18 protein-coding genes are annotated in these 18,730 nt (G+C 65.5%); 9 read left to right on the top strand and 9 right to left on the bottom strand.

Annotated elements, in window-relative coordinates; translation table 11 throughout:
* Positions 1–52 precede the first annotated feature (52 nt).
* From CRO22_RS05540 to CRO22_RS05530, 3 genes are all read left to right on the top strand, one after another.
* Positions 53–1,228, top strand: a complete 1,176-nt coding sequence (locus tag CRO22_RS05540) for an aminotransferase class I/II-fold pyridoxal phosphate-dependent enzyme (protein WP_097069125.1) — start codon at positions 53–55, stop codon at positions 1,226–1,228.
* Between the two features lie 105 nt (positions 1,229–1,333).
* Positions 1,334–2,425: a GTP cyclohydrolase FolE2 gene (gene folE2 / locus CRO22_RS05535; protein WP_097069124.1), complete on the top strand. Its 1,092-nt coding sequence runs from the start codon at positions 1,334–1,336 to the stop codon at positions 2,423–2,425.
* Between the two features lie 96 nt (positions 2,426–2,521).
* The gene (locus CRO22_RS05530) at positions 2,522–4,876 is read left to right on the top strand and encodes an ATP-dependent helicase (protein WP_097069123.1); all 2,355 of its coding nucleotides are present in this window, start codon (positions 2,522–2,524) and stop codon (positions 4,874–4,876) included.
* 62 nt (positions 4,877–4,938) lie between these two features.
* Here the strand turns inward: CRO22_RS05530 and rlmJ are convergent, their stop codons facing one another.
* Together rlmJ and CRO22_RS05520 are read right to left on the bottom strand one after the other, a co-directional pair.
* Positions 4,939–5,736 (bottom strand): 23S rRNA (adenine(2030)-N(6))-methyltransferase RlmJ, encoded by a 798-nt coding sequence (rlmJ, locus tag CRO22_RS05525; RefSeq protein WP_097069122.1) that lies wholly within the window; start codon positions 5,734–5,736, stop codon positions 4,939–4,941.
* Between the two features lie 454 nt (positions 5,737–6,190).
* Positions 6,191–6,394, bottom strand: coding sequence for a DUF1127 domain-containing protein (locus tag CRO22_RS05520; protein WP_176518562.1), 204 nt, complete (start codon positions 6,392–6,394; stop codon positions 6,191–6,193).
* 301 nt (positions 6,395–6,695) lie between these two features.
* On the opposite strand from CRO22_RS05520, the gene CRO22_RS05515 reads away from it, so the two are divergent.
* The 5 genes from CRO22_RS05515 (at position 6,696) to CRO22_RS05495 (ending at position 11,771) form a co-directional block, all read left to right on the top strand.
* Positions 6,696–7,748 carry an Mrp/NBP35 family ATP-binding protein gene (locus CRO22_RS05515; protein ID WP_097069121.1) on the top strand — a complete coding sequence of 351 codons (1,053 nt, stop codon included), beginning with the start codon at positions 6,696–6,698 and terminating at the stop codon, positions 7,746–7,748.
* A gap of 120 nt (positions 7,749–7,868) precedes the next feature.
* Positions 7,869–8,456: a L,D-transpeptidase gene (locus CRO22_RS05510; RefSeq protein WP_097069120.1), complete on the top strand. Its 588-nt coding sequence runs from the start codon at positions 7,869–7,871 to the stop codon at positions 8,454–8,456.
* A gap of 466 nt (positions 8,457–8,922) precedes the next feature.
* A complete protein-coding gene (locus tag CRO22_RS05505; protein WP_097069119.1) occupies positions 8,923–9,411 on the top strand; it encodes a DUF2852 domain-containing protein in 489 nt (162 codons plus the stop codon).
* Between the two features lie 155 nt (positions 9,412–9,566).
* Positions 9,567–10,403 carry an arginyltransferase gene (locus CRO22_RS05500; protein WP_097069219.1) on the top strand — a complete coding sequence of 279 codons (837 nt, stop codon included), beginning with the start codon at positions 9,567–9,569 and terminating at the stop codon, positions 10,401–10,403.
* A gap of 270 nt (positions 10,404–10,673) precedes the next feature.
* On the top strand, positions 10,674–11,771 hold the full coding sequence (locus CRO22_RS05495; RefSeq protein ID WP_097069118.1) for a TRAP transporter substrate-binding protein: 1,098 nt from the start codon (positions 10,674–10,676) through the stop codon (positions 11,769–11,771).
* A 258-nt stretch (positions 11,772–12,029) separates the two neighbouring features.
* Here the strand turns inward: CRO22_RS05495 and infC are convergent, their stop codons facing one another.
* A complete protein-coding gene (gene infC / locus CRO22_RS05490) occupies positions 12,030–12,518 on the bottom strand; it encodes a translation initiation factor IF-3 (RefSeq protein ID WP_449314194.1) in 489 nt (162 codons plus the stop codon).
* A 271-nt stretch (positions 12,519–12,789) separates the two neighbouring features.
* On the opposite strand from infC, the gene CRO22_RS18810 reads away from it, so the two are divergent.
* Entirely contained in the window at positions 12,790–13,710 is a 921-nt protein-coding gene (locus CRO22_RS18810; RefSeq protein ID WP_176518549.1) for a hypothetical protein, read from the top strand.
* Positions 13,711–13,828: 118 nt separating this feature from the next.
* On the opposite strand, the gene CRO22_RS05480 is transcribed toward CRO22_RS18810, so the two are convergent.
* The 6 genes from CRO22_RS05480 to cobA all read right to left on the bottom strand — a co-directional run bounded on the left by CRO22_RS05480 (position 13,829) and on the right by cobA (position 18,670).
* Complete coding sequence (locus CRO22_RS05480) at positions 13,829–14,680, bottom strand: ferredoxin--NADP reductase (protein WP_377391188.1); 852 nt, start codon at positions 14,678–14,680, stop codon at positions 13,829–13,831.
* A gap of 120 nt (positions 14,681–14,800) precedes the next feature.
* Entirely contained in the window at positions 14,801–15,196 is a 396-nt protein-coding gene (locus tag CRO22_RS05475) for a DUF934 domain-containing protein (RefSeq protein ID WP_097069116.1), read from the bottom strand.
* Positions 15,193–15,954, bottom strand: coding sequence for a phosphoadenylyl-sulfate reductase (locus tag CRO22_RS05470; protein WP_394341480.1), 762 nt, complete (start codon positions 15,952–15,954; stop codon positions 15,193–15,195). The genes CRO22_RS05475 and CRO22_RS05470 overlap by 4 nt, the downstream gene beginning before the upstream one ends.
* Positions 15,929–17,599 carry a nitrite/sulfite reductase gene (locus tag CRO22_RS05465; RefSeq protein WP_097069114.1) on the bottom strand — a complete coding sequence of 557 codons (1,671 nt, stop codon included), beginning with the start codon at positions 17,597–17,599 and terminating at the stop codon, positions 15,929–15,931. The genes CRO22_RS05470 and CRO22_RS05465 overlap by 26 nt, the downstream gene beginning before the upstream one ends.
* Positions 17,592–17,903, bottom strand: a complete 312-nt coding sequence (locus CRO22_RS05460) for a DUF2849 domain-containing protein (RefSeq protein ID WP_097069113.1) — start codon at positions 17,901–17,903, stop codon at positions 17,592–17,594. The genes CRO22_RS05465 and CRO22_RS05460 overlap by 8 nt, the downstream gene beginning before the upstream one ends.
* A complete protein-coding gene (cobA, locus tag CRO22_RS05455) occupies positions 17,900–18,670 on the bottom strand; it encodes a uroporphyrinogen-III C-methyltransferase (protein WP_097069112.1) in 771 nt (256 codons plus the stop codon). The genes CRO22_RS05460 and cobA overlap by 4 nt, the downstream gene beginning before the upstream one ends.
* Positions 18,671–18,730 lie beyond the last annotated feature (60 nt).

Raw genomic sequence — 18,730 nt, 5'->3', positions numbered from 1 at the left:
CCAAACAGAGGCTTATCGCGCGGAAGATGACCGAGAGCCGCAGGAGCCGAACATGACCGAGTGGAACACGCGCACGAAACTGGTGCATGAAGGCATTCGCCGCAGCCAGTATGGCGAGATGGCAGAGGCGTTGTTCCTCACCCAGGGGTTCATCTACCCCTCGGCCGAGGCGGCAGAGGCGCGGTTCATCTCCTCGGGGAAGGACGAATTCATCTATGCCCGTTACGGCAACCCGACGACGCGGATGTTCGAAGACCGGATGGCGGCGATCGAGGGCACGGAAGATGCCTTTGCCTGCGCCTCCGGCATGGCGGCGATCAACGGGGCGCTGACGGCCACGCTGAAGGCAGGCGATCATGTCGTCGCCGCGCGGCAGATGTTCGGCTCCTGCCTGCATGTGCTCAAGGTGCTTGCGGGCTTCGGAGTGGAAGTGACGCTGATCGACGGGGCGGATCTCGAAAACTGGCGCGCCGCGGTGCGCGAAGGTACGAAGATCTGTTTCTTCGAGAGCGTCTCGAACCCGGGCCTTGAAGTGATCGACATCAAGGGCGTGGCGGAGATCGCCCATGCCGTCGGCGCGATCGTGGTGGTGGACAATGCCTTCGCCTCGCCGATCTTCTCGCGCGCGGTCGCTCTTGGCGCCGATGTCGTTGTCTATTCCGCGACCAAGCATATCGACGGTGGCGGGCGGGTGCTCGGCGGCGTGATCTGCGGCACGAAAGAGTTCATCCGCGGCCCGGTCGAGACCTATGTCAAGCACACGGGGGGCGCGATGAGCCCGTTCCACGCCTGGGTGCTGCTGTCGGGGCTGCAAACGCTCGATCTGCGCGTGCGGGCGCAGGCGGCCTCGGCGGCGGCAGTAGCCGCGGCGGCAGAGGGGAGCGAGAAGCTCGGGCGCTGCATCTATCCGGGCCTTGCCGCGCATCCGCAATACGCGCTTGCCATGGCGCAGATGGGCGCGGGCGGCACGATGCTCGGCCTCGATTTCGCGGGCGGCAAAGAGGCCGCCTTCCGGTTCCTGAACGCGCTCAAAATCGTGAGCATTTCCAACAACCTCGGGGATGCGAAATCGATTGCCACGCATCCGGCCACGACCACGCACAAGAACCTCTCGGATGAGGAGCGCGCGGTGATCGGCATCACTCCGGGCCTCGTGCGGATCTCCTTCGGGATCGAGGACACTGCGGACCTCGTGGCGGATGTGATGGGGGCGATTGCGGCGGCCTGAGCCGCTTTCGGGCAGAAAATCGTCGGCTGGCTGCAACTTCCCTTGGACTTTCTCCGTCTCACTCCCATATCGGAACGAGGCGCCAAAAGGCGAGAGGGAGAGGCCATGAACATCCAGGGACGCATCGGAACCCCCGACATGGACGAGGCGAAAGCGGCACTCGAAACGCTGCGGCTCTGGGCGGCGGAAGCACATCCGGGCGAGGTGGCGGCGCTCGATCCCGCCATCGCCCGGCTCCTTCCCGGCGCGCCGGCAAGCTACCCCGACCTCGCGCGGGTCTATGACGCCACCTTCCGCCCCGATGCGGCTTACAAGGCGGCGATGCCGGACCTGCAAAACGGTCCCGCCTCGCTCATTGTCGGCGCGAAGACGCGAATCGAACATGTGGGCATTTCCAACTTCCGGCTGCCGATCAAATACCGGTTGCGCGATGGCGGTGAGGTGGTGCTGGAAACCTCTGTCACCGGCTCGGTGAGCCTTGAGGCGGAGAAGAAGGGGATCAACATGTCCCGCATCCTGCGCAGCTTCTATGCGCATGCGGAGCGGGAGTTCTCCTTTGAGGTGATGGCGGCGGCGCTCGACGATTACGTTGAAAACCTCGAAAGCTTCGATGCGCGGCTGATGATGCGCTTTTCGCTGCCGCTGCAGGTAGAGAGCCTGCGCTCTGGCCTCTCGGGCTGGCAGTATTACGATATCGCGCTGGAAATGGTGGATCAGGGCGGGGTGCGCACCAAGATCGTGCATCTTGATTTCGTCTATTCCTCGACTTGCCCCTGCTCGCTGGAGCTTTCCGAAGATGCCCGCATCCGCCGGGGTCGCCTCGCCACGCCGCATTCGCAACGCTCGGTGGCGCGGATCTCTGTGGTGGTGGAGCCGGGGCAGGTGCTCTGGTTCGAGGATCTGATCGAGATTGCCCGGGCCAACGTGCCGACCGAAACGCAGGTGATGGTGAAACGCGAGGATGAGCAGGCCTTTGCCGAGCTCAATGCCGCGAACCCGATCTTTGTCGAGGATGCGGTGCGCGCCTTTGCCGCCGGGCTGATGGCCGAGCCGCGGGTGGGCGATTTCCGGGTGATTGCGAGCCATCAGGAGAGCCTGCACAGCCACGACGCGGTGGCGCTTCTGACCGAGGGCCCGACCTTTGCGGCCGCGAGCCTTGATCCGCAGCTTTTTGCGAGCCTTATCCATCGCGGCTGAGCGGGGAGTAGGGCACTGCCTCGCTATCCTCAAGAACCGGAACAGAGGCAGAACATGGGCCTTCCCCTCGGCCTGACCGCAAGATAAAGTGCGGGCATGGACATTCTGGACGATGACGACGATTTCGGCGGGCTGACGCTGTCGCAGCGCGCTATGATGGGAGCGCGGGCGGGGGCGGCGCAGCCGGACTATCTCGACGGGCTCAACCCCGAGCAGCGCCGCGCCGTCGAGGCGCTTGACGGGCCGGTCTTGATGCTCGCGGGCGCGGGCACCGGCAAGACCAAGGCGCTGACCACGCGAATCGCGCATCTGATCCGCACCGGCCATGCGCGCCCGAACGAGATCTTGGCCGTCACCTTCACCAACAAGGCCGCGCGCGAGATGAAGGAGCGCGTGGGCCGCCTGTTGGGGGAAACGCTCGAGGGCATGCCTTGGCTTGGCACGTTCCATGCCGTTTGCGTCAAGCTATTGCGCCGCCATGCTGAACTTGTCGGCCTCAGGTCGAACTTCACCATCCTCGATACCGATGACCAGATCCGGCTTTTGAAGCAGGTGATCGCGGCCGCCAACATGGATGAGAAGCGCTGGCCCGCGCGCCAGTTGGCCGGGCTGATCGACAGCTGGAAGAACCGCGCGCTGACGCCCGAGAAGGTGCGCGGCGCCGAGACGGCGCATTTCAACAACCGCGGCAGCGAGCTTTATGCCGCCTATCAGGCGCGGCTCATCACGCTCAACGCGGTCGATTTTGGCGATCTGCTGCTGCATATGGTGACGATTTTCCAGCGCCACGAGGATCTGCTCGCGCAGTATCAGCGCTGGTTCCGCTACATTCTCGTCGACGAGTATCAAGATACCAACACCGCGCAATATCTGTGGCTGCGGCTTTTGGCGCAGGGCCATCACAACATCTGCTGCGTGGGCGATGACGATCAGTCGATCTATGGCTGGCGTGGCGCGGAAGTGGGCAATATTCTGCGGTTCGAAAAGGATTTTCCGGGGGCCGTGGTGGTGCGGCTTGAGCAGAATTACCGCTCGACCGAGCATATCCTTGCCGCGGCCTCGGGGCTCATCGCGGCGAACCGCGACCGGCTCGGCAAGGAGTTGTGGACCGAGGAAAAGGGCGGCGAGAAGGTCCGGCTGATCGGCCATTGGGATGGCGAGGAGGAGGCGCGCTGGATCGGCGAGGAGGTCGAGGCTTTGCGCGACGGACGCCGCGCGCTGGCCCCGGTGCCGCTCGACGGACAGGCGATTTTGGTGCGCGCGAGCCATCAGATGCGCGCCTTCGAGGATCGGTTTTTGACCATTGGCCTGCCGTATCGGGTGATTGGCGGGCCGCGCTTTTACGAGCGGCTCGAGATCCGCGACGCGATGGCCTATTTCCGCCTTGCCGTCTCGCCCGATGATGACCTCGCTTTTGAGCGGGTGGTGAACCAGCCCAAGCGCGGGCTGGGCGACAAGGCGCAGGCGACGATCCAGACCGCGGCGCGCGAGGCGCAGGCCGGGCTCGTGATGGGGGCGAAAGCGGCGTTGCAGCAGGGCGCTCTTTCGGGCAAGGCGGCGGGGGCGCTCAGGGGCTTCATCGAGAGCATCGGACGCTGGCACGCGGCGGTGCTCGAAGGCGCCGATCACGTGCGCTTGGCCGAGACCATTCTGGAGGACTCGGGCTACACCGCGATGTGGCTCAACGACAAGACGCCCGAGGCGCCGGGGCGGCTCGAAAACCTCAAGGAACTGGTGAAGGCGCTCGAACAGTTCGAGAACCTGCAGGGCTTCCTCGAACACGTTGCGCTGATCATGGAGAACGACAAGGCCGAGACCGAGGACAAGGTCTCGATCATGACGCTCCATGCCGCGAAGGGGCTCGAATTCCCCGCCGTGTTCCTGCCCGGCTGGGAGGAAGGGCTGTTTCCGAGCCAGCGCGCGCTGGACGAGGGCGGCGCCCGCGCGCTCGAGGAGGAGCGGCGGCTCGCCTATGTGGGGATTACCCGCGCCGAGGCGCTCTGCACGATTTCCTTTGCCGGCAACCGCCGGGTCTATGGGCAATGGCAAAGCCAGCTCCCCTCGCGCTTCATCGATGAGCTGCCGGGGCGCCATGTGGATGTGCTGACCCCGCCCGGGCTTTATGGCGGCGGCGCCGGGGCGGCGGCGGTGACGGGCTTTGGCGCGCTCGAAGATCGGGCGAGCCGGGCCGATGTTTACAACTCGCCCGGCTGGCGGCGGATGGAGAGCCGCGCGAGCACGTCACCCGTGCCCAAGGCGCGCACGGTCACAACGGTCGACAGCCTCGCCTTTGGCGAGGGAGACCGGGTGTTCCATCAAAAGTTCGGCTATGGCGAGGTGATCGCACTCGACGGCGACACGGCACTGGTCGAATTCGAGAAAGCCGGCTCCAAACATGTCAAGGCGGGCTTTCTGAAACCTGCCGCGGGACTTGATGACGTGCCGTTCTGAAAGGTTTCGCGTCGGCGGGGCCGAGGCGACCCACCGGGGGGCTGCGCCCCCCGGACCCCGTTTCAGAGCGACTTGAAAAGCCTCTCAAGCCGCTCGGCCTCTTCGGCAAGTCCCCAGGGCGGGTTCAGCACCACCATCCCCGAACCGATCATCCCGTGACCTGCGCGCGCGGGTGGAAAGCGGACCTCGGAGAAGAGCGCCTCGGGCCATGATGCCCTGAGCAGGCGTACCATTGCGGCTTGTGCGCGCGCGACGGCGACCTCGGGGGCGAGCACCGGATACCAGAGCGCGATCACGCCGACGTTCCATTTGCGCGTCAGATGGCCGAGGAGTTCGGGCACCATCTCGTAGTCCGATTTCACTTCCCAGGAGGGGTCGATCAGCATCAGCCCGCGCCGCGGTGTGGGCGGGCAGAGCGCAAGCGCCATCTGTCGCCCGTCTTTGTGATGAAAGATCCCGCCATGAGGGGACATCGCGGTTTTGAGCGCGGCAAATTCCTGCGGATGCAGCTCGCAAAGTTGGATCGAATCCATCGGTCGCAGCAGGGTTGCCGCCAGAACTGGAGAGCCGGGATAGGCGGTGGGCCCATGTGCGGCGCGCACCGCGGCGAGTGCGCGCAGATAGGGGTGATCGGGGGCGAACCAGCCGTCCGTGAGGGCGCGGGAGATGCCCGCCGCCGCCTCACCTGTTTTCACCGCTTCGGGCGCGTCGAGCGCATAGAGGCCGCGCCCGGCGTGGGTCTCGAGATAGCTCAGCGGCTTTTCCTTGCGGGTCATGTAGTCGATCATGCGGGCGAGCAACGCATGTTTGTGCACATCGGCCAGATTCCCGGCGTGATAGCCATGTTGGTAAGACAGCATCCCGATCCCCTTTTTCTCTTCCTGACGTGCCGGGCCCCGCACTGCAAGCGGGGGCTTTCATTTGGCCCGAAATAGCTTGGGGAAGGGGCCGTGCACCCTGGTTTGCCGAGGTCGCAAAAGAAAACGGCGGCGCCCGGGAGGAGGAGGGGCGCCGCCGTTCGAACCGCGGCCCCAGGGAGGAGGAGGGGGCCTTGGTATGTCTGTGCCGCCGGAAGGAGAAGCAGCACCTTTCCCGCGCTCAGGGAGGAGGCGAACGCGGTATCTGGTCGAAGGAGCGGCGGCCTCAGGGAGGAGGAAGAGGCCGCCGCCTTCTTTACAAGCCCCAGGGAGGAGGAGGGGGCCTGATCGGGGTCCGGCACCGGGGCCGGTATGGGGTGGCGGCACTCTCAGGGAGGAGGAGAGAGAGTGCCGCCGATCTCCGAGGCCCAGGGAGGAGGAGGGGCCTCAGGAAGTCTTATTTGCCGTAGGCCGCCTCCAGCGCGATGCGGGTGAGCATCGAGCGGTGCATGCCGAGATCGCTCAATTCGCGATCGGAAAGCGAGCGCAACTCCGCCAGAGTCTGGCGGTAGACCTTGCGGCGCGCGAGCCCTTCGCGCAGCGTTGCCACGATCTGGGCAAAGCCCGTGTCGGTGCTGCGGATGTCGGTTGCCAAAGCCATCATTCAGTCTTTCGTCGCTTCGCTGGTTTCTTCTGCGCCGGAATACCGTGGCTGTCGCTGCGGTTCACCGTCGCTGTTGGGGCTAACATGGGGGAAATGCTGCATCTGCACAATGGCGGACGGGAGCAACGCTGCCTTGCGGAAAATGCATAACGGATTCTGACCTGATTTCGCCTCGAAAGTGGATTAATTCCACATTGGCGCGTGCAATTTTCGCGCAAATCTTGCGCCAGCCCCGGATCGCCCCTTGCAGCCCGCGGCAAAAGCGCCACAGTCCGGGGCAAATCGACAGGAGACAAGCATGGCGCTCAGCAAGGAATCGGTGCTCGCAACCTTGAAAAACACGCCCCTTCCGGGGGGGGGCGATGCCATGAGTCGGGGCCTCGTGCACGCGCTTGCGGTCGAATCGGGGGTGGTGCGCTTCGTGCTGGAAGGCGCGCCGGAGCCCGAACTCGTGGCGATCCGGTCCGTGCTTGAGGCGGCTTTGCATGCGCTTGACGGTGTGAAGAGCCTTTCGGTGGTGATTCCGGCCGCGGCGCCGAAAGGGGTGAAGATCGGCTCCCATCCGAAGCCGCAGGAGGGGCCGATGCCGGTTGCCGGCGTGCGGCACATCATCGCTGTCGGCTCGGGCAAGGGCGGCGTGGGCAAATCCACCGTGGCGGCGAACCTCGCCGTGGCGCTGGCGCGGGCGGGCAAGCGCGTGGGGCTTCTCGATGCCGATCTCTACGGGCCGAGCCAGCCGCGGATGATGGGAGCGAGCGCGAAGCCCAGTTCGGCCGATGGCGAGACGATCGAGCCTGTCGTCGCGCATGGGGTGGTGCTGATGTCGCTCGGGCTTATGCTGCGCGAGGACGAGGCCGTGATCTGGCGCGGGCCGATGCTGATGGGGGCGATGCAGCAACTGCTCGGCCAGGTGCGCTGGAACGCCCATGGCGATCTCGACGTGCTGGTGATCGACTTGCCGCCGGGCACCGGCGATGTGCAGCTCTCGCTTTGTCAGAAGACGGTGCTGGATGGTGCGGTGATCGTTTCAACGCCGCAGGATGTGGCGCTGCTCGATGCGAAGAAGGCGATCGACATGTTCGGCAAGCTGAAAGTCCCGGTGCTCGGGTTGATCGAGAACATGTCGACTTATATCTGCCCCAATTGCGGCCATGAGGCGCATCTTTTCGGCCATGGCGGGGTGGAAAAGGAGGCGCGGCGGCTTGGCCTGCCCTTCCTCGGCGCGCTGCCACTTGCGCTTGAAGTGCGGCTTGCGGGCGATGCGGGAACGCCGGTTGCGGCCGGCGATGGCGCGGCGGCCGAGGCCTATGCCGCGCTCGCGGCGCAGATGATCGCAGCGGGTGCGGCCTGAGGCTTTCGCTTCGGCCCGACGAAGTGAAGGATCTCACCCGCTCGTGAGGTCAGGTGATTTGCGCGCCTCCCCCCGCCATGCAATGATTTATTTCAGAAACGGAATTTGACGCGAGGCCCCATGCCGCTCCTCACCCGCCGCACCGCTCTCCTTTCCGGCGCCGCCACCCTCTTCACCCCCGCGCTTGCCCGCGCGGGAACGCAAGACATCCCGATGGCCGAACAGCCCGCGATCATCGCCGAAGCGGAGCGCCACAACATCTCCGCGTTCCGCGAGATCGACTGGCGCGATCATTTCGATACGCTCGACCGGGTCACGCTGATCGCCGATACCCGCTCCAAGGCGCTGCATTATTGGGCCGCGGGCGGCACCGATTACCGGCTCTATCCGACTTCGGTGCCAAAATCCCCCGAACTGACGAAAACCGGCTATACCGAGATCGTGCGCAAGCGTGAGAACCCGGGCTGGACGCCAACCCCCTCGATGATCCAGGCCGATCCGAGCCTGCATGCGATGCCCCCCGGACCCGACAACCCTCTGGGCACCCGCGCGCTGTATCTGAGCTGGCCAGCCTATATCATCCACGGCACCCATGACACCCGCAAGATCGGCCGCAAGAGTTCCTCGGGCTGCATCGGCCTTTTCAACGCTCAGGTCGAGGAACTCTATCCGTTCTGCCCCGTCGGCACGCAGGTTCTGATCCTTTGACAGCCCGAAATTCTGGCCCGCCCAAAATTTCGGCCCGTAAATTTCGGCCCGCAGGGGGGGGCGGGGTGCGGCAACCCCCCGGCAAGTCGTTTCGGCCTGCCGACGCGAAACACCGCGCGCCGCGAAAGCACTGAGGCCGGGCAAAAATAAAGCGCTGCGGGAGGGAGGCCCGCAGCGCGTTATTGGAACCCGACGAGGGAGAACGTCCGGGTTCTGCCTCGGGCTCCTCTGGCTTGCGCCATTTCAGGGAGATCAGGAACCCGATGTCCCCTTTTATGCCGCCAAAGCGCAAAATCACTTTGACTTAGGTCAAGATTCGCGCCCTTCCCGGTGCGACATTTTGGCGAAACCGCCCGCGACGGCGCATAGAAATGTAAAATAGCTTCACATCCACCCCTTGAAGGCGACGCAACGCCTCCCCATCTCCGTTCATGTGAAAGTAATTCACATTACCCCGGAGCACAAAATGACCGCCACCAGCACCAACCCCGACGACCGCCCGAACGGGCTCACCCGTGCGCTCAACTGGCTCGATGAGCGCGGCCCGATGAGCTGGATCATCGTGATGATCGGCGCCTTCATCTTCGCCGGCCCGCTCGGACTTCTGGTCCTCGGCTTCATCCTGATCACCGGCCGGTTTTCGGGCCGCAACTGCCGTGCCCGCGCCGAAGGCTCGGCCCATCGCTGCGGCCACCGGGTGCATTTCCACGCTTCGCGCGCCACCGGTAATGCCGCCTTCGACGCCTACAAGGCCGACACCCTCGCCCGGCTCGAGCGCGAACAGGATGCATTCGAAAGCTTCCTGCGCCGGCTGCGCGACGCCCGCGACAAGGCCGAATTCGACCAATACATGGAAGAGCGCGCCCGTGCCGCCACCGCGCCGGAAGCCGCTGCGCCCGAGGCCGAAACCGGCACCCGTCGCGACCGGTCCGAAGATCGGGGCGGGAATTACTGAGCCTGATCGCCCCGCTTGGCGCCTTCTGCCCCGGCACTCCCGCTTGAAAGGCGGGGGTGTCATACAAAAGACGCATGAAATCCTTGGCGTATGGCCTTGGCTTTGATAGCGTGAAGCCGTGCCGTCATCCCCGCGGCCCGCAACCCCCGACCCAGATGCGCCATTCGCTTCCTCTCGCCCCGCAGTTCTATGTGACCGCCCCGCAGCCCTGCCCTTATCTTGAGGGCCGGTCGGAGCGGAAACTGTTCACGGCGCTTCAGGGCGAAGGGGCCGAAAAGCTCAACAATGCGCTTTCGCGCCAGGGCTTCCGGCGCTCGCAAAACGTGCTCTACCGGCCCTCCTGCGCCGATTGCACCGCCTGCCTCTCGGCGCGGATCCGGGTCGCCGATTTTACCCCCGCCCGCACCCAGCGCCGGGTTCTCGCACGCAACGCGCATTTGCGCCGCACCGCCACCAGCCCCTGGGCGACCGAGGAACAGTTCATGCTGTTCCGCCGCTATCTCGACGCGCGCCACGCCGATGGCGGCATGGCCGACATGGACATCTTCGAATTCGCCGCGATGATCGAGGAAACTCCGGTCAAGACCCGTGTCGTGGAATATCGCGCCACCGCTTCGGGGCCGGGCATGGATCAGGCCGAGGGGAACGCGCTCACCGCTGTCTGCCTGACCGATGTGCTCGATGACGGGGTCAGCATGGTCTACAGCTTCTATGACCCCGATCAGGCCGATGCGAGCCTTGGCACCTATCTGATCCTCGATCACATCGCGCTCGCCCAGAAAGCCGGACTGCCTTACGTCTATCTCGGCTACTGGGTGCCCGGCTCGCGCAAGATGGGCTACAAGGCCCGGTTCTCGGCCCTCGAGATCTTCAAGGGCGGCCGCTGGCAACCGCTTGGCAACCCCGAGGACCATTGCGGCGAAACGCATCCGCTCTCCGTCGATCCGATCGCCGAGCAGGTTGCGCGCATCCAGCTTCCCGATATGCGCTGACCACAACCCCACCGCTACGGTTTGAACGGGCGCCCGGTCTCGACGGGTTTTGCCACGTCCCTCCACCCGCACCGGCCGCGCCCGTTTCGATCCTTGCGCGCGCGTGCCGCCGCGCTTTCAGTCGCAGGGGTTTTCTTGCCGCAGCGCGCAATTTTGCTGCGTCCCGTCTGGACAGTCTCGCGCCGCAGTGACAGGTTGACGCCCGATCGGGCTGCCCAGGGGGCCGGCACGAACCGCACACGACAGACCGTATTGACGGGAGGAGACCCAATGGATCGTCGCTCATTTCTGACCAAGGCCGCGCTCGGCGGCGCGGCGGCCAGCACGCTCGCCACTCCGGCGCTCGCGCAGGCGCAACCGAAGATCAGCTGGCGGCTGACCTCCTCCTTCCCGAAATCGCTCGACACGCTCTATGACAGCGCGGTTCTGCTCTCCCAACGGGTGGCCGAAGCCACCGATGGCGCGTTCCAGATCCAGCCCTTCGCCACCGGCGAGATTGTGCCCGCGCTTCAGGCCGCCGATGCCACCGCCGCCGGAACGGTGGAGATGAGCCATACCGTCGGCTATTATTACTGGGGCAAGGATCCGACCTGGGCGCTGGGATCGACCGTGCCTTTCGGGCTCTCCGCCCGCGGCATGAACGCCTGGCAATACCATGGCGGCGGCATCGAGATGTATAACGAATTCCTCGCGACCCAGGGCCTGATCGGCTTCCCGGGCGGCAATACCGGTGTCCAGATGGGCGGCTGGTTCCGCAAGGAAATCAACACCGTGGCCGATCTTCAGGGGCTGAAGATGCGGATCGGCGGCTTCGCCGGCAAGGTGATGGAAAAGCTCGGCCTCGTGCCGCAGCAAGTTTCCGGCGGCGATGTCTATCCGGCGCTCGAAAAGGGCACGATCGACGCTGCCGAATGGGTCGGCCCCTATGACGACGAAAAGCTCGGCTTCTACCGCGTCGCGCCCTATTACTACTATCCCGGCTGGTGGGAAGGCGGCCCGACGGTTCACTTCATGTTCAACAAGGCGGCCTTCGAAGGCCTGCCGCCGAGCTATCAGTCGCTGCTGCGCACCACCTGCCAGGCGATCGACGCCAACATGCTGCAGAAATACGATTACAACAACCCAGCCGCGCTGAAATCGCTCGTTGCCAAGGGCGCGCAACTGCGCCCGTTCAGCCAGGAGATCCTCGAGGCCTGCTTCAACGCCGCCAACGAGATCTATGCCGAACTGGAAGCCACGAACCCGGCCTTTGCGAAGATCTGGACCTCGATGAAGGCGTTCCGCGCCGAGAACTACCTCTGGACCCAGGTGGCCGAGTATAACTACGACACCTTCATGATGATCCAGCAGCGCAACGGCAAGCTCTGAGCCCGCGCAAAACAAAAAGCCCCGGGTTCGCCCCGGGGCTTTTTGTTGGTTTGCCGGCCGGGGGCGCGGTCCCCGCGGTGCTCGGCGCGCCGCCCGGAAAACGCCGGGGGCGCCATTGGTTCCAGTCCCGATTGGCGACGGTGCCGCAGCCCCCGCCGGGTCGCGTCGGCAGGCCGAAGCGAAATCTTTTGACCGAGCGTATGTGACCAAGCAAAAGGCCCTCCGAAGAGGGCCCCGTTCGCGCGATGGATCAGCGCCTCATTTCGGCGCGATCATCATCACCATCTGCCGGCCCCCGAGCTTGGGCATGCTCTCGATCTTGCCGACCTCGCCGACATCGGCGGCGACGCGGTTCAAAAGCTCGAGCCCGAGCTGCTGGTGCGCCATCTCGCGGCCGCGGAACCGCAAGGTCACTTTCACCTTGTCGCCCTCGCCGAGGAATTTCATCACCGAGCGCATCTTGACCTCATAGTCATGCGTATCGGTGCCTGGGCGGAACTTGATCTCCTTGATCTCGATGACCTTCTGCTTCTTGCGGGCTTCGGCCTCTTTCTTCTGCTGTTCGTATTTGAACTTGCCGAAGTCCATGATCTTGCACACCGGCGGCACCGCTGTGGGCGAGATCTCCACGAGGTCGAGGCCTGCTTCTTCCGCCATCATCATCGCCCGCTGCGGGGTGACCACCCCCACATTCTCTCCATCCGCGCCAATCAGCCGGATTTCGGGCGCGCGGATGCGATCATTGATCCGGGGGCCGGTGTCGCGTTGCGGCGGGGCATTGTGCGGTCTGCGGGCTATGGCGTTGATCCTTCTGCGGTTCGAGAATGGCGGGCAAAATAGGCCCGGACCCCTGCTGATTCAACCGGTTTTCGCACGAATCAGTGCCGGGGCTGCGAGAATCGATCTGCCCTGTGACGAAAGGCGGCAATGCGACACGTTTCCTTTGTGTCCCGCCCGGTCCATAGATAGCATCATTGACGGTTCCCATCAGATTCCCAACAGCACAGAGGGGGGAAATATGAGCGATAAGAAAAGCTGGAAAGACTTGCCACAGAACCAGAAGGTGATGGTCGGCATTCTGGCCTGTGGCGTTGTTCTCGCGGCGATCCTCGGCGCGTCGAAACCCGGCGGCAACACTGTCGTCGTGATGCCCGCTGATCAGATCCCTCCGGGGGCGATTGCCGTTGCACCCGCGGCGCCGGCCGCCGAACCGGCCGTGGTTGAAGCTCCGGCCGTGACCGAAGAAGCTGCTGCCCCGGCTGAAGAAGCCGCTGCTCCGGCGGAAGAAGCCGCTGCTCCGGCGGAAGAAGCTGCTGCTCCGGCGGAAGAAGCTGCTGCTCCGGCGGAAGAAGCTGCTGCTCCGGCGGAAGAAGCTGCTGCTCCGGCGGAAGAAGCCGCTGCTCCGGCGGAAGAAGCTGCTGCTCCGGCTGAAGAAGCTGCTGCTCCGGCTGAAGAAGCCGCTGCCCCGGCTGAAGAAGCCGCTGCCCCGGCTGAAGAAGCTGCTGCTCCGGCTGAAGAAGCTGCTGCTCCGGCTGAAGAAGCCGCTGCTCCGGCTGAAGAAGCCGCTGCTCCGGCGGAAGAAGCTGCTGCCCCGGCTGAAGAAGCTGCTGCCCCGGCGGAAGAAGCTGCTGCCCCGGCGGAAGAAGCTGCTGCCCCCGCGGAAGCTGCTGCTGCCCCGGCTGAAGAAGCTGCTGCTCCGGCGGAAGAAGCCGCTGCCCCGGCTGAAGAAGCTGCTGCTCCGGCTGAAGAAGCTGCTGCCCCGGCTGAAGAAGCCGCTGCTCCGGCTGAAGAAGCCGCTCCGGTGGAAGAAGTCGTTGTCGTCGACCCGGTCGCCGAAGCGATGGCTGCTGCTGCCGCTGCGCAAGAAGCCGCTGCCGCCGCCAATGCCGCGGCCGTTGCCGCGCTCGCTGCTGCTCAAGCCGCGATGGCCACGAAGTAATCCTCGCGCTTGCGAGATCTGGCGCCGCCCCTTTCGGGGCGGCGTTTTCTTTTGTCCGAACGCCAAATGGAAAGGGCCGCTCGTGAGAGCGGCCCCAAATCTGCCAAAGCCGGGAGGCTCAGATGCCTTCGCCGACGAAGGCCTTTTCCACCACGAATTCGCGCGGCTCGGAGTTTGCCCCCTCGCGCAGCCCGTAGCTTTCGAGCACCTTCATCACATCGACGTTGAAGGCGAGCGAGCCGCAGACCATGGCGCGGTCGGTTTCCGGGTTCATCGGCGTGAGCCCCAGATCCTCGAACACCTTGCCCGAGGCGAGGTTGTCGGTGATCCGGCCCATGTGCGGAAAGTCTTCGCGGGTGGTGGTCGGGTAGTATTTCAGCTTGCCCTCGACCATCTCGCCGATCAGCGGGTCATCCTTCAGCGCCTCCACCAGCTCGCGGCCATATTCCAGCTCGGCCACGGTGCGGCAGGTGTGCATCATGATGACTTCATCGAATTTCTCGTAGCTCTCCGGCTCGCGCATCAGCGAGGCGAAGGGCGCGATGCCGGTGCCGGTGGCCAAAAACCACAGCCGTTTGCCCGGCAGCAACGCATCGAGCACCAGCGTGCCCACGGGTTTGGGGCGCAGAATGATCTGCTCGCCCGGCTGGATGTGCTGGAGCCGCGAGGTCAGCGGGCCGTCCTGCACCTTGATCGAGTAGAATTCGAGCTCTTCGTCCCAAGCGGGCGAGGCGATCGAATAGGCGCGCATGATCGGCTTGCCGTTGTCATCCAGAAGGCCGATCATCACAAACTCGCCCGAGCGGAAGCGCAGGCTTTGCGGGCGCGTCACCCGGAACGAAAAGAGCGTGTCCGTCCAGTGTTTGACCGCGGTCACGGTCTGGGCATCGGGCAGGATCTTGGCGGGCGCAATGGGGGCAGTCTCGTTCACGGTCGTCTCGTCATTCGGGGCCCGAAGGCCAGTGAACATTCACCGGGCGCGTCGCTTGGGCAGAGCCCTGGCAGCACGCAGCAGCACAAAGATGAGTTGCGGATACCACGTTTTGGCCCGCCATGACATGTGGCGGCATGGCGCGGGCTGGGCGCAAAGTCAAGCGACCTGCGCGTCGCAACCCTTGAAACCAAGGCGCGCGCGGTAATCGGGGGCGCCCCGCGCCGCCTCGGCGCGCCACTCTGCTTCGCTTTGCCGCGCCGCGATGGCGGTGGGGATTTCCACCTCGTCAAAGCCCGAACGCCGCGCCAGCGGATATTGATCGGCGATGAGCGGACCCTTGGCGCGCAGCCGCCCGGTATAGCCCGCGGCACGCACGAGCCGGCCCAGCGTGAAGCCGCGCCCATCGGCAAAGCTCGGGAACAGCACCGTGACCAGTGCCGCCCCCGCGATCCGCTCGGCAATCACGCCCGCCGGGGTGTCGGGGCCAAGCTCCGCCGCCACGCCCGCGAAATCCTCGGCGTGAAAGCCGTTGTCGCGCACCAGAACGCTCATGCCACCTTCTCCGTATTTCCGGCCTGGCCGGGCCGCACCACGCGCCCATTGACGAAATGGATGCCGCATTCGGTTTTGTCTTGCCCGCGCCAGCGCCCGGCGCGCGAATCTTCACCCGCCGCCACCGGCGAGGTGCAGGGTGCACAGCCGATCGAGGGATAGCCGCGCGCGACCAGCGGATGCCGTGGCAGGTCATGGCGCGCGATGTAATCGGCAATTTCGGCGCGGCCCCAATGGGCGAGCGGGTTGATCTTCATCCGCGCCTCGGTCTCCACCTCGAACGGGTCAAGATGGGCCCGGGTCTCGGCCTGATAGCGCTTGCGCCCGGTGATCCAGGCATCAAACCCTGCGAGCGCCTTTTCCAGCGGCACGGTCTTGCGCAGCGCGCAGCAGGCGTCGGTGCTGGTCTGGTGGAGCGTGCCGAGCGGGTCGCTCGCCGCCAGATCGGCGGGCGTGGCGCGGATCACCCGTACATCGGTAAGCCCGAGCTTTTGCGCGACGTCGCGTTGATAGGCGAGGGTTTCCTCGAACAGCATCAGCGTATCGACAAACAGCACCGGCGTCGCGGGCGCGACCTCGGCCACCATATGCAGAAGCACCACCGATTCCGCCCCGAAAGAGGACACAAGCGCCACCCGCCCGGTGTCCGGGTCGGCGAGCGCACGCGCCACGAGGGTTGCCGGATCGTCGGCGCGGTAGCGGTGGTTCAGCCCCGCCACCCGTTGCGAAAGATCAAGCCGCATCGCGTTCTTCTCCATAAAGCGCCGCGCGGAAGGGCGCGAGGCCAAGGCGGCGCGTGGCCGCCAGGAAGCTTTCGTCTTGCCCGGCGCGCAGGTCCAGATAGGCGCGCAAGAGCCGCTCAAGCGCCGGAACCACCGCCTCATAGGCGAAGCCCGGGCCCATCTTTTCGCCGATCGCGGCGGGGAATGTGGCATCGCCTTCATGCCCGCCGATAGTGATCTGGTAGTTTTCCACCCCCGCCCGGTCAAGCCCGAGGATGCCGATATGGCCAAGGTGGTGATGCCCGCAGGCGTTGATGCAGCCCGAGATCTTCAGGTTCAGCGTGCCGATCTCGTCCTCGAGCCCAAGATCCTGAAAGTGCTTCGTGATCTCCTGCGCCAGCGGGATCGAACGGGCCGTGGCGAGTGCGCAGTAATCCATGCCGGGGCAGGCGATGACATCGCCGAGACGGCCGATGTTGGCCGCGGCGAGCCCCGCCTTGCGCAACGCCTCATGCACCGCCGGAAGATCCGCCTTGGCGACATGGGGCAGCACCACGTTTTGCATATGCGTCACGCGCAGCTCGCCCCGGCCCCAGCGCTCGGCAATATCGGCCAGCGCGCGCATCTGCGCGGCGGAGACGTCGCCCGGCTCCTCGCCCGGCGTTTTCACCGCCACGGTGACAATCGCGTAATCGGCCCGCTTGTGCGGGCTCAGCGCACGGCCCGCCCAAGCCGCATAAAGCGGATCGACCGCGCGGGTCTTCTCATGGAAGGCCGGGTCTTTCGCGGGCAGCTCGGGCAGCGCGAAATGCGCCTTGATCTCTTCGAGCAGCACCTGATCTGCGCCCGAATAGGCGGGGCGGATACGGGCAAACTGCTCTTCGACGGCGGCGCGGAAACTCTCGATCCCGTTTTCGAACACGGTGATCTTGATGCGCGCCTTGTATTTGTTGTCGCGCCGTCCGGCGAGGTTATAGGCGGCGAGCACCGCCTCAAGATAGGGCAGGAGCTCCGCTGAGGGGAGGAAGGGACGGAGCTCCTGCGCGAGCATCGGCGTGCGGCCCAAACCGCCGCCCACCAACACCCGAAATCCGATGTCGCCATCGCGTTCAATCAGCTGCAGCCCGACATCATGGGCGGCAATGGCGGCGCGGTCCTCGGTCGAGCCGGTCACCGCAATCTTGAACTTGCGCGGCAGGAACTGGAATTCGGCGTGATCGGTCGACCATTGCCGGATCAGTTCCGCATAGGGGCGCGGGTCGGCAATCTCGTCCGCCGCCGCGCCTGCAAAGGCATCGGCGGTGGTGTTGCGCACGCAGTTGCCCGAGCTTTGGATCGCATGCAGGCCCACCTCGGCCATGCGTTCGAGAATATCGGGAATATCGGTCAACGCGACCCAGTTGAACTGGATGTTCTGGCGCGTGGTGAAATGGCCGTAGCCGCGGTCCCAGCGCTCGGCCACCTCGGCCAGCACCCGCATCTGATCCGCCGAAAGCGTGCCATAGGGGATCGCCACGCGCAGCATATAGGCATGCAGTTGCAGATAGACACCGTTCATCAGCCGCAGCGGCTTGAACTCGTCTTCGGTCAGGCTGCCGGAAAGCCGACGCTCCACCTGATTGCGGAACTGCGCGGCACGGTGGCGCAGGAAGGCGGTGTCGAATTCGGAGGCGTCATACATAGGCTTGGGCCTTCTCTTGCAGGCGGCTCGCCTTGCTGGGGCGGATCGAGGGGCCGCGGGCGCGGAAGCGCTCGCGCAGGGCAACGGGCTCCGGGCCTGCGGGTGTCGGACGCACCTCGACGAGATAGGCGCCGACGATGACAGTCGCATGACCGATCGCGTCAAGGAGCGCGAGCTGCGCCTCGGCCGGGTCGTCGATCAGGGCAGCTTCGGCAATGTCGCGCACCCAGGCGCCGTCGGCGGCACGATAGACGGTATGACCCGCGCGCAGGTCGTTGGCAGAAATCACTTGGGCGTTGCTCATTGCGCCACCTCGATTGGTTGGGCCGCCGCGGCGGCACGGGGGGCGAGCCCCCAGAGGATCACGGCCGGGCCATCGAGCCGGGCCGCGAGGGCGGGAAGATCGGCGAGCGTGCCCGAGAGCACGCGCTCCTCGGTGCGGGAGGCATTTTCCACCAGCGTCACCGGGGTTGAGAGGCTCGCGCCATGCATCATCAGCCGCCCCTGGATGAAGCGCGCGGCGCGCTTGCCCATGTAGATCGCGGCCACCGCGCCGGGACGGGCAAGCCCGGCCCAGTCGGCCTCGGCAAAGCCTTCCGCGCCGTGGCCGGTGACAAGGCGCAGCTCGCGGTTGCGGCCGCGCTCGGTCAGGCTCTGGCCAAGGCTGGCCGCGGCGGCGGAGGCGGCGGTGAGGCCCGGCAGAACGGTGAAAGCGATCCCGGCGGCATCGAGCGCGTCAAGCTCTTCGCCCAGCCGGCCGAACACGCCCGGATCGCCCGATTTGAGCCTGAGCACGTTGCGCCCCTCGCGCGCGAAGGCAACGATCAGCGCCGAGATTTCCTCTTGCGCCATCGCCGGGCCAAAGCCTGCCTTGCCGGTCTCGATCAACGTGGCCTGCGGCCCGGCCAATGCGAGCACCTCTTCCGAGACGAGCTTGTCATGCAGCACGATATCGGCGCTCTCCAGGGCCCGCGCGACGGCGAGCGTCAGATGCGCGACCGCCCCCGGCCCGGCGCCCGCGAGGGTGACATGTCCGAAAGCGGTGTGGCGGGGCGTGTGCGACTGGGTCATGGCGGTCTCCTTTGCGCAGAATATAGGAAAATATTCCCATGATCCGCCATACCCCCTTGC

The organism is Rhodobacter maris, from assembly GCF_900217815.1.
GTDB classification, from domain to species: domain Bacteria; phylum Pseudomonadota; class Alphaproteobacteria; order Rhodobacterales; family Rhodobacteraceae; genus Rhodobacter; species Rhodobacter maris.
Note: the sequence above shows the minus strand (reverse complement) of the source record. Positions and strands in the feature narration are given on the sequence as shown.

Excerpts from the sequence above, each read along its gene's own strand:
- CRO22_RS05510 (WP_097069120.1), top strand. The coding sequence starts at position 7,869 with ATGCCGCTCCTCACCCGCCGCACCGCTCTCCTTTCCGGCGCCGCCACC.
- CRO22_RS05530 (WP_097069123.1), top strand. The coding sequence starts at position 2,522 with ATGGACATTCTGGACGATGACGACGATTTCGGCGGGCTGACGCTGTCG.
- CRO22_RS05540 (WP_097069125.1), top strand. The coding sequence starts at position 53 with ATGACCGAGTGGAACACGCGCACGAAACTGGTGCATGAAGGCATTCGC.
- CRO22_RS05495 (WP_097069118.1), top strand. The coding sequence starts at position 10,674 with ATGGATCGTCGCTCATTTCTGACCAAGGCCGCGCTCGGCGGCGCGGCG.
- rlmJ (WP_097069122.1), bottom strand. The coding sequence starts at position 5,736 with ATGCTGTCTTACCAACATGGCTATCACGCCGGGAATCTGGCCGATGTG.
- CRO22_RS18810 (WP_176518549.1), top strand. The coding sequence starts at position 12,790 with ATGAGCGATAAGAAAAGCTGGAAAGACTTGCCACAGAACCAGAAGGTG.
- CRO22_RS05480 (WP_377391188.1), bottom strand. The coding sequence starts at position 14,680 with ATGTTCACTGGCCTTCGGGCCCCGAATGACGAGACGACCGTGAACGAG.
- CRO22_RS05515 (WP_097069121.1), top strand. The coding sequence starts at position 6,696 with ATGGCGCTCAGCAAGGAATCGGTGCTCGCAACCTTGAAAAACACGCCC.
- CRO22_RS05505 (WP_097069119.1), top strand. The coding sequence starts at position 8,923 with ATGACCGCCACCAGCACCAACCCCGACGACCGCCCGAACGGGCTCACC.
- CRO22_RS05470 (WP_394341480.1), bottom strand. The coding sequence starts at position 15,954 with ATGGAGAAGAACGCGATGCGGCTTGATCTTTCGCAACGGGTGGCGGGG.
- CRO22_RS05475 (WP_097069116.1), bottom strand. The coding sequence starts at position 15,196 with ATGAGCGTTCTGGTGCGCGACAACGGCTTTCACGCCGAGGATTTCGCG.
- CRO22_RS05460 (WP_097069113.1), bottom strand. The coding sequence starts at position 17,903 with ATGAGCAACGCCCAAGTGATTTCTGCCAACGACCTGCGCGCGGGTCAT.
- CRO22_RS05465 (WP_097069114.1), bottom strand. The coding sequence starts at position 17,599 with ATGTATGACGCCTCCGAATTCGACACCGCCTTCCTGCGCCACCGTGCC.
- CRO22_RS05520 (WP_176518562.1), bottom strand. The coding sequence starts at position 6,394 with ATGGCTTTGGCAACCGACATCCGCAGCACCGACACGGGCTTTGCCCAG.
- cobA (WP_097069112.1), bottom strand. The coding sequence starts at position 18,670 with ATGACCCAGTCGCACACGCCCCGCCACACCGCTTTCGGACATGTCACC.
- CRO22_RS05500 (WP_097069219.1), top strand. The coding sequence starts at position 9,567 with ATGCGCCATTCGCTTCCTCTCGCCCCGCAGTTCTATGTGACCGCCCCG.
- folE2 (WP_097069124.1), top strand. The coding sequence starts at position 1,334 with ATGAACATCCAGGGACGCATCGGAACCCCCGACATGGACGAGGCGAAA.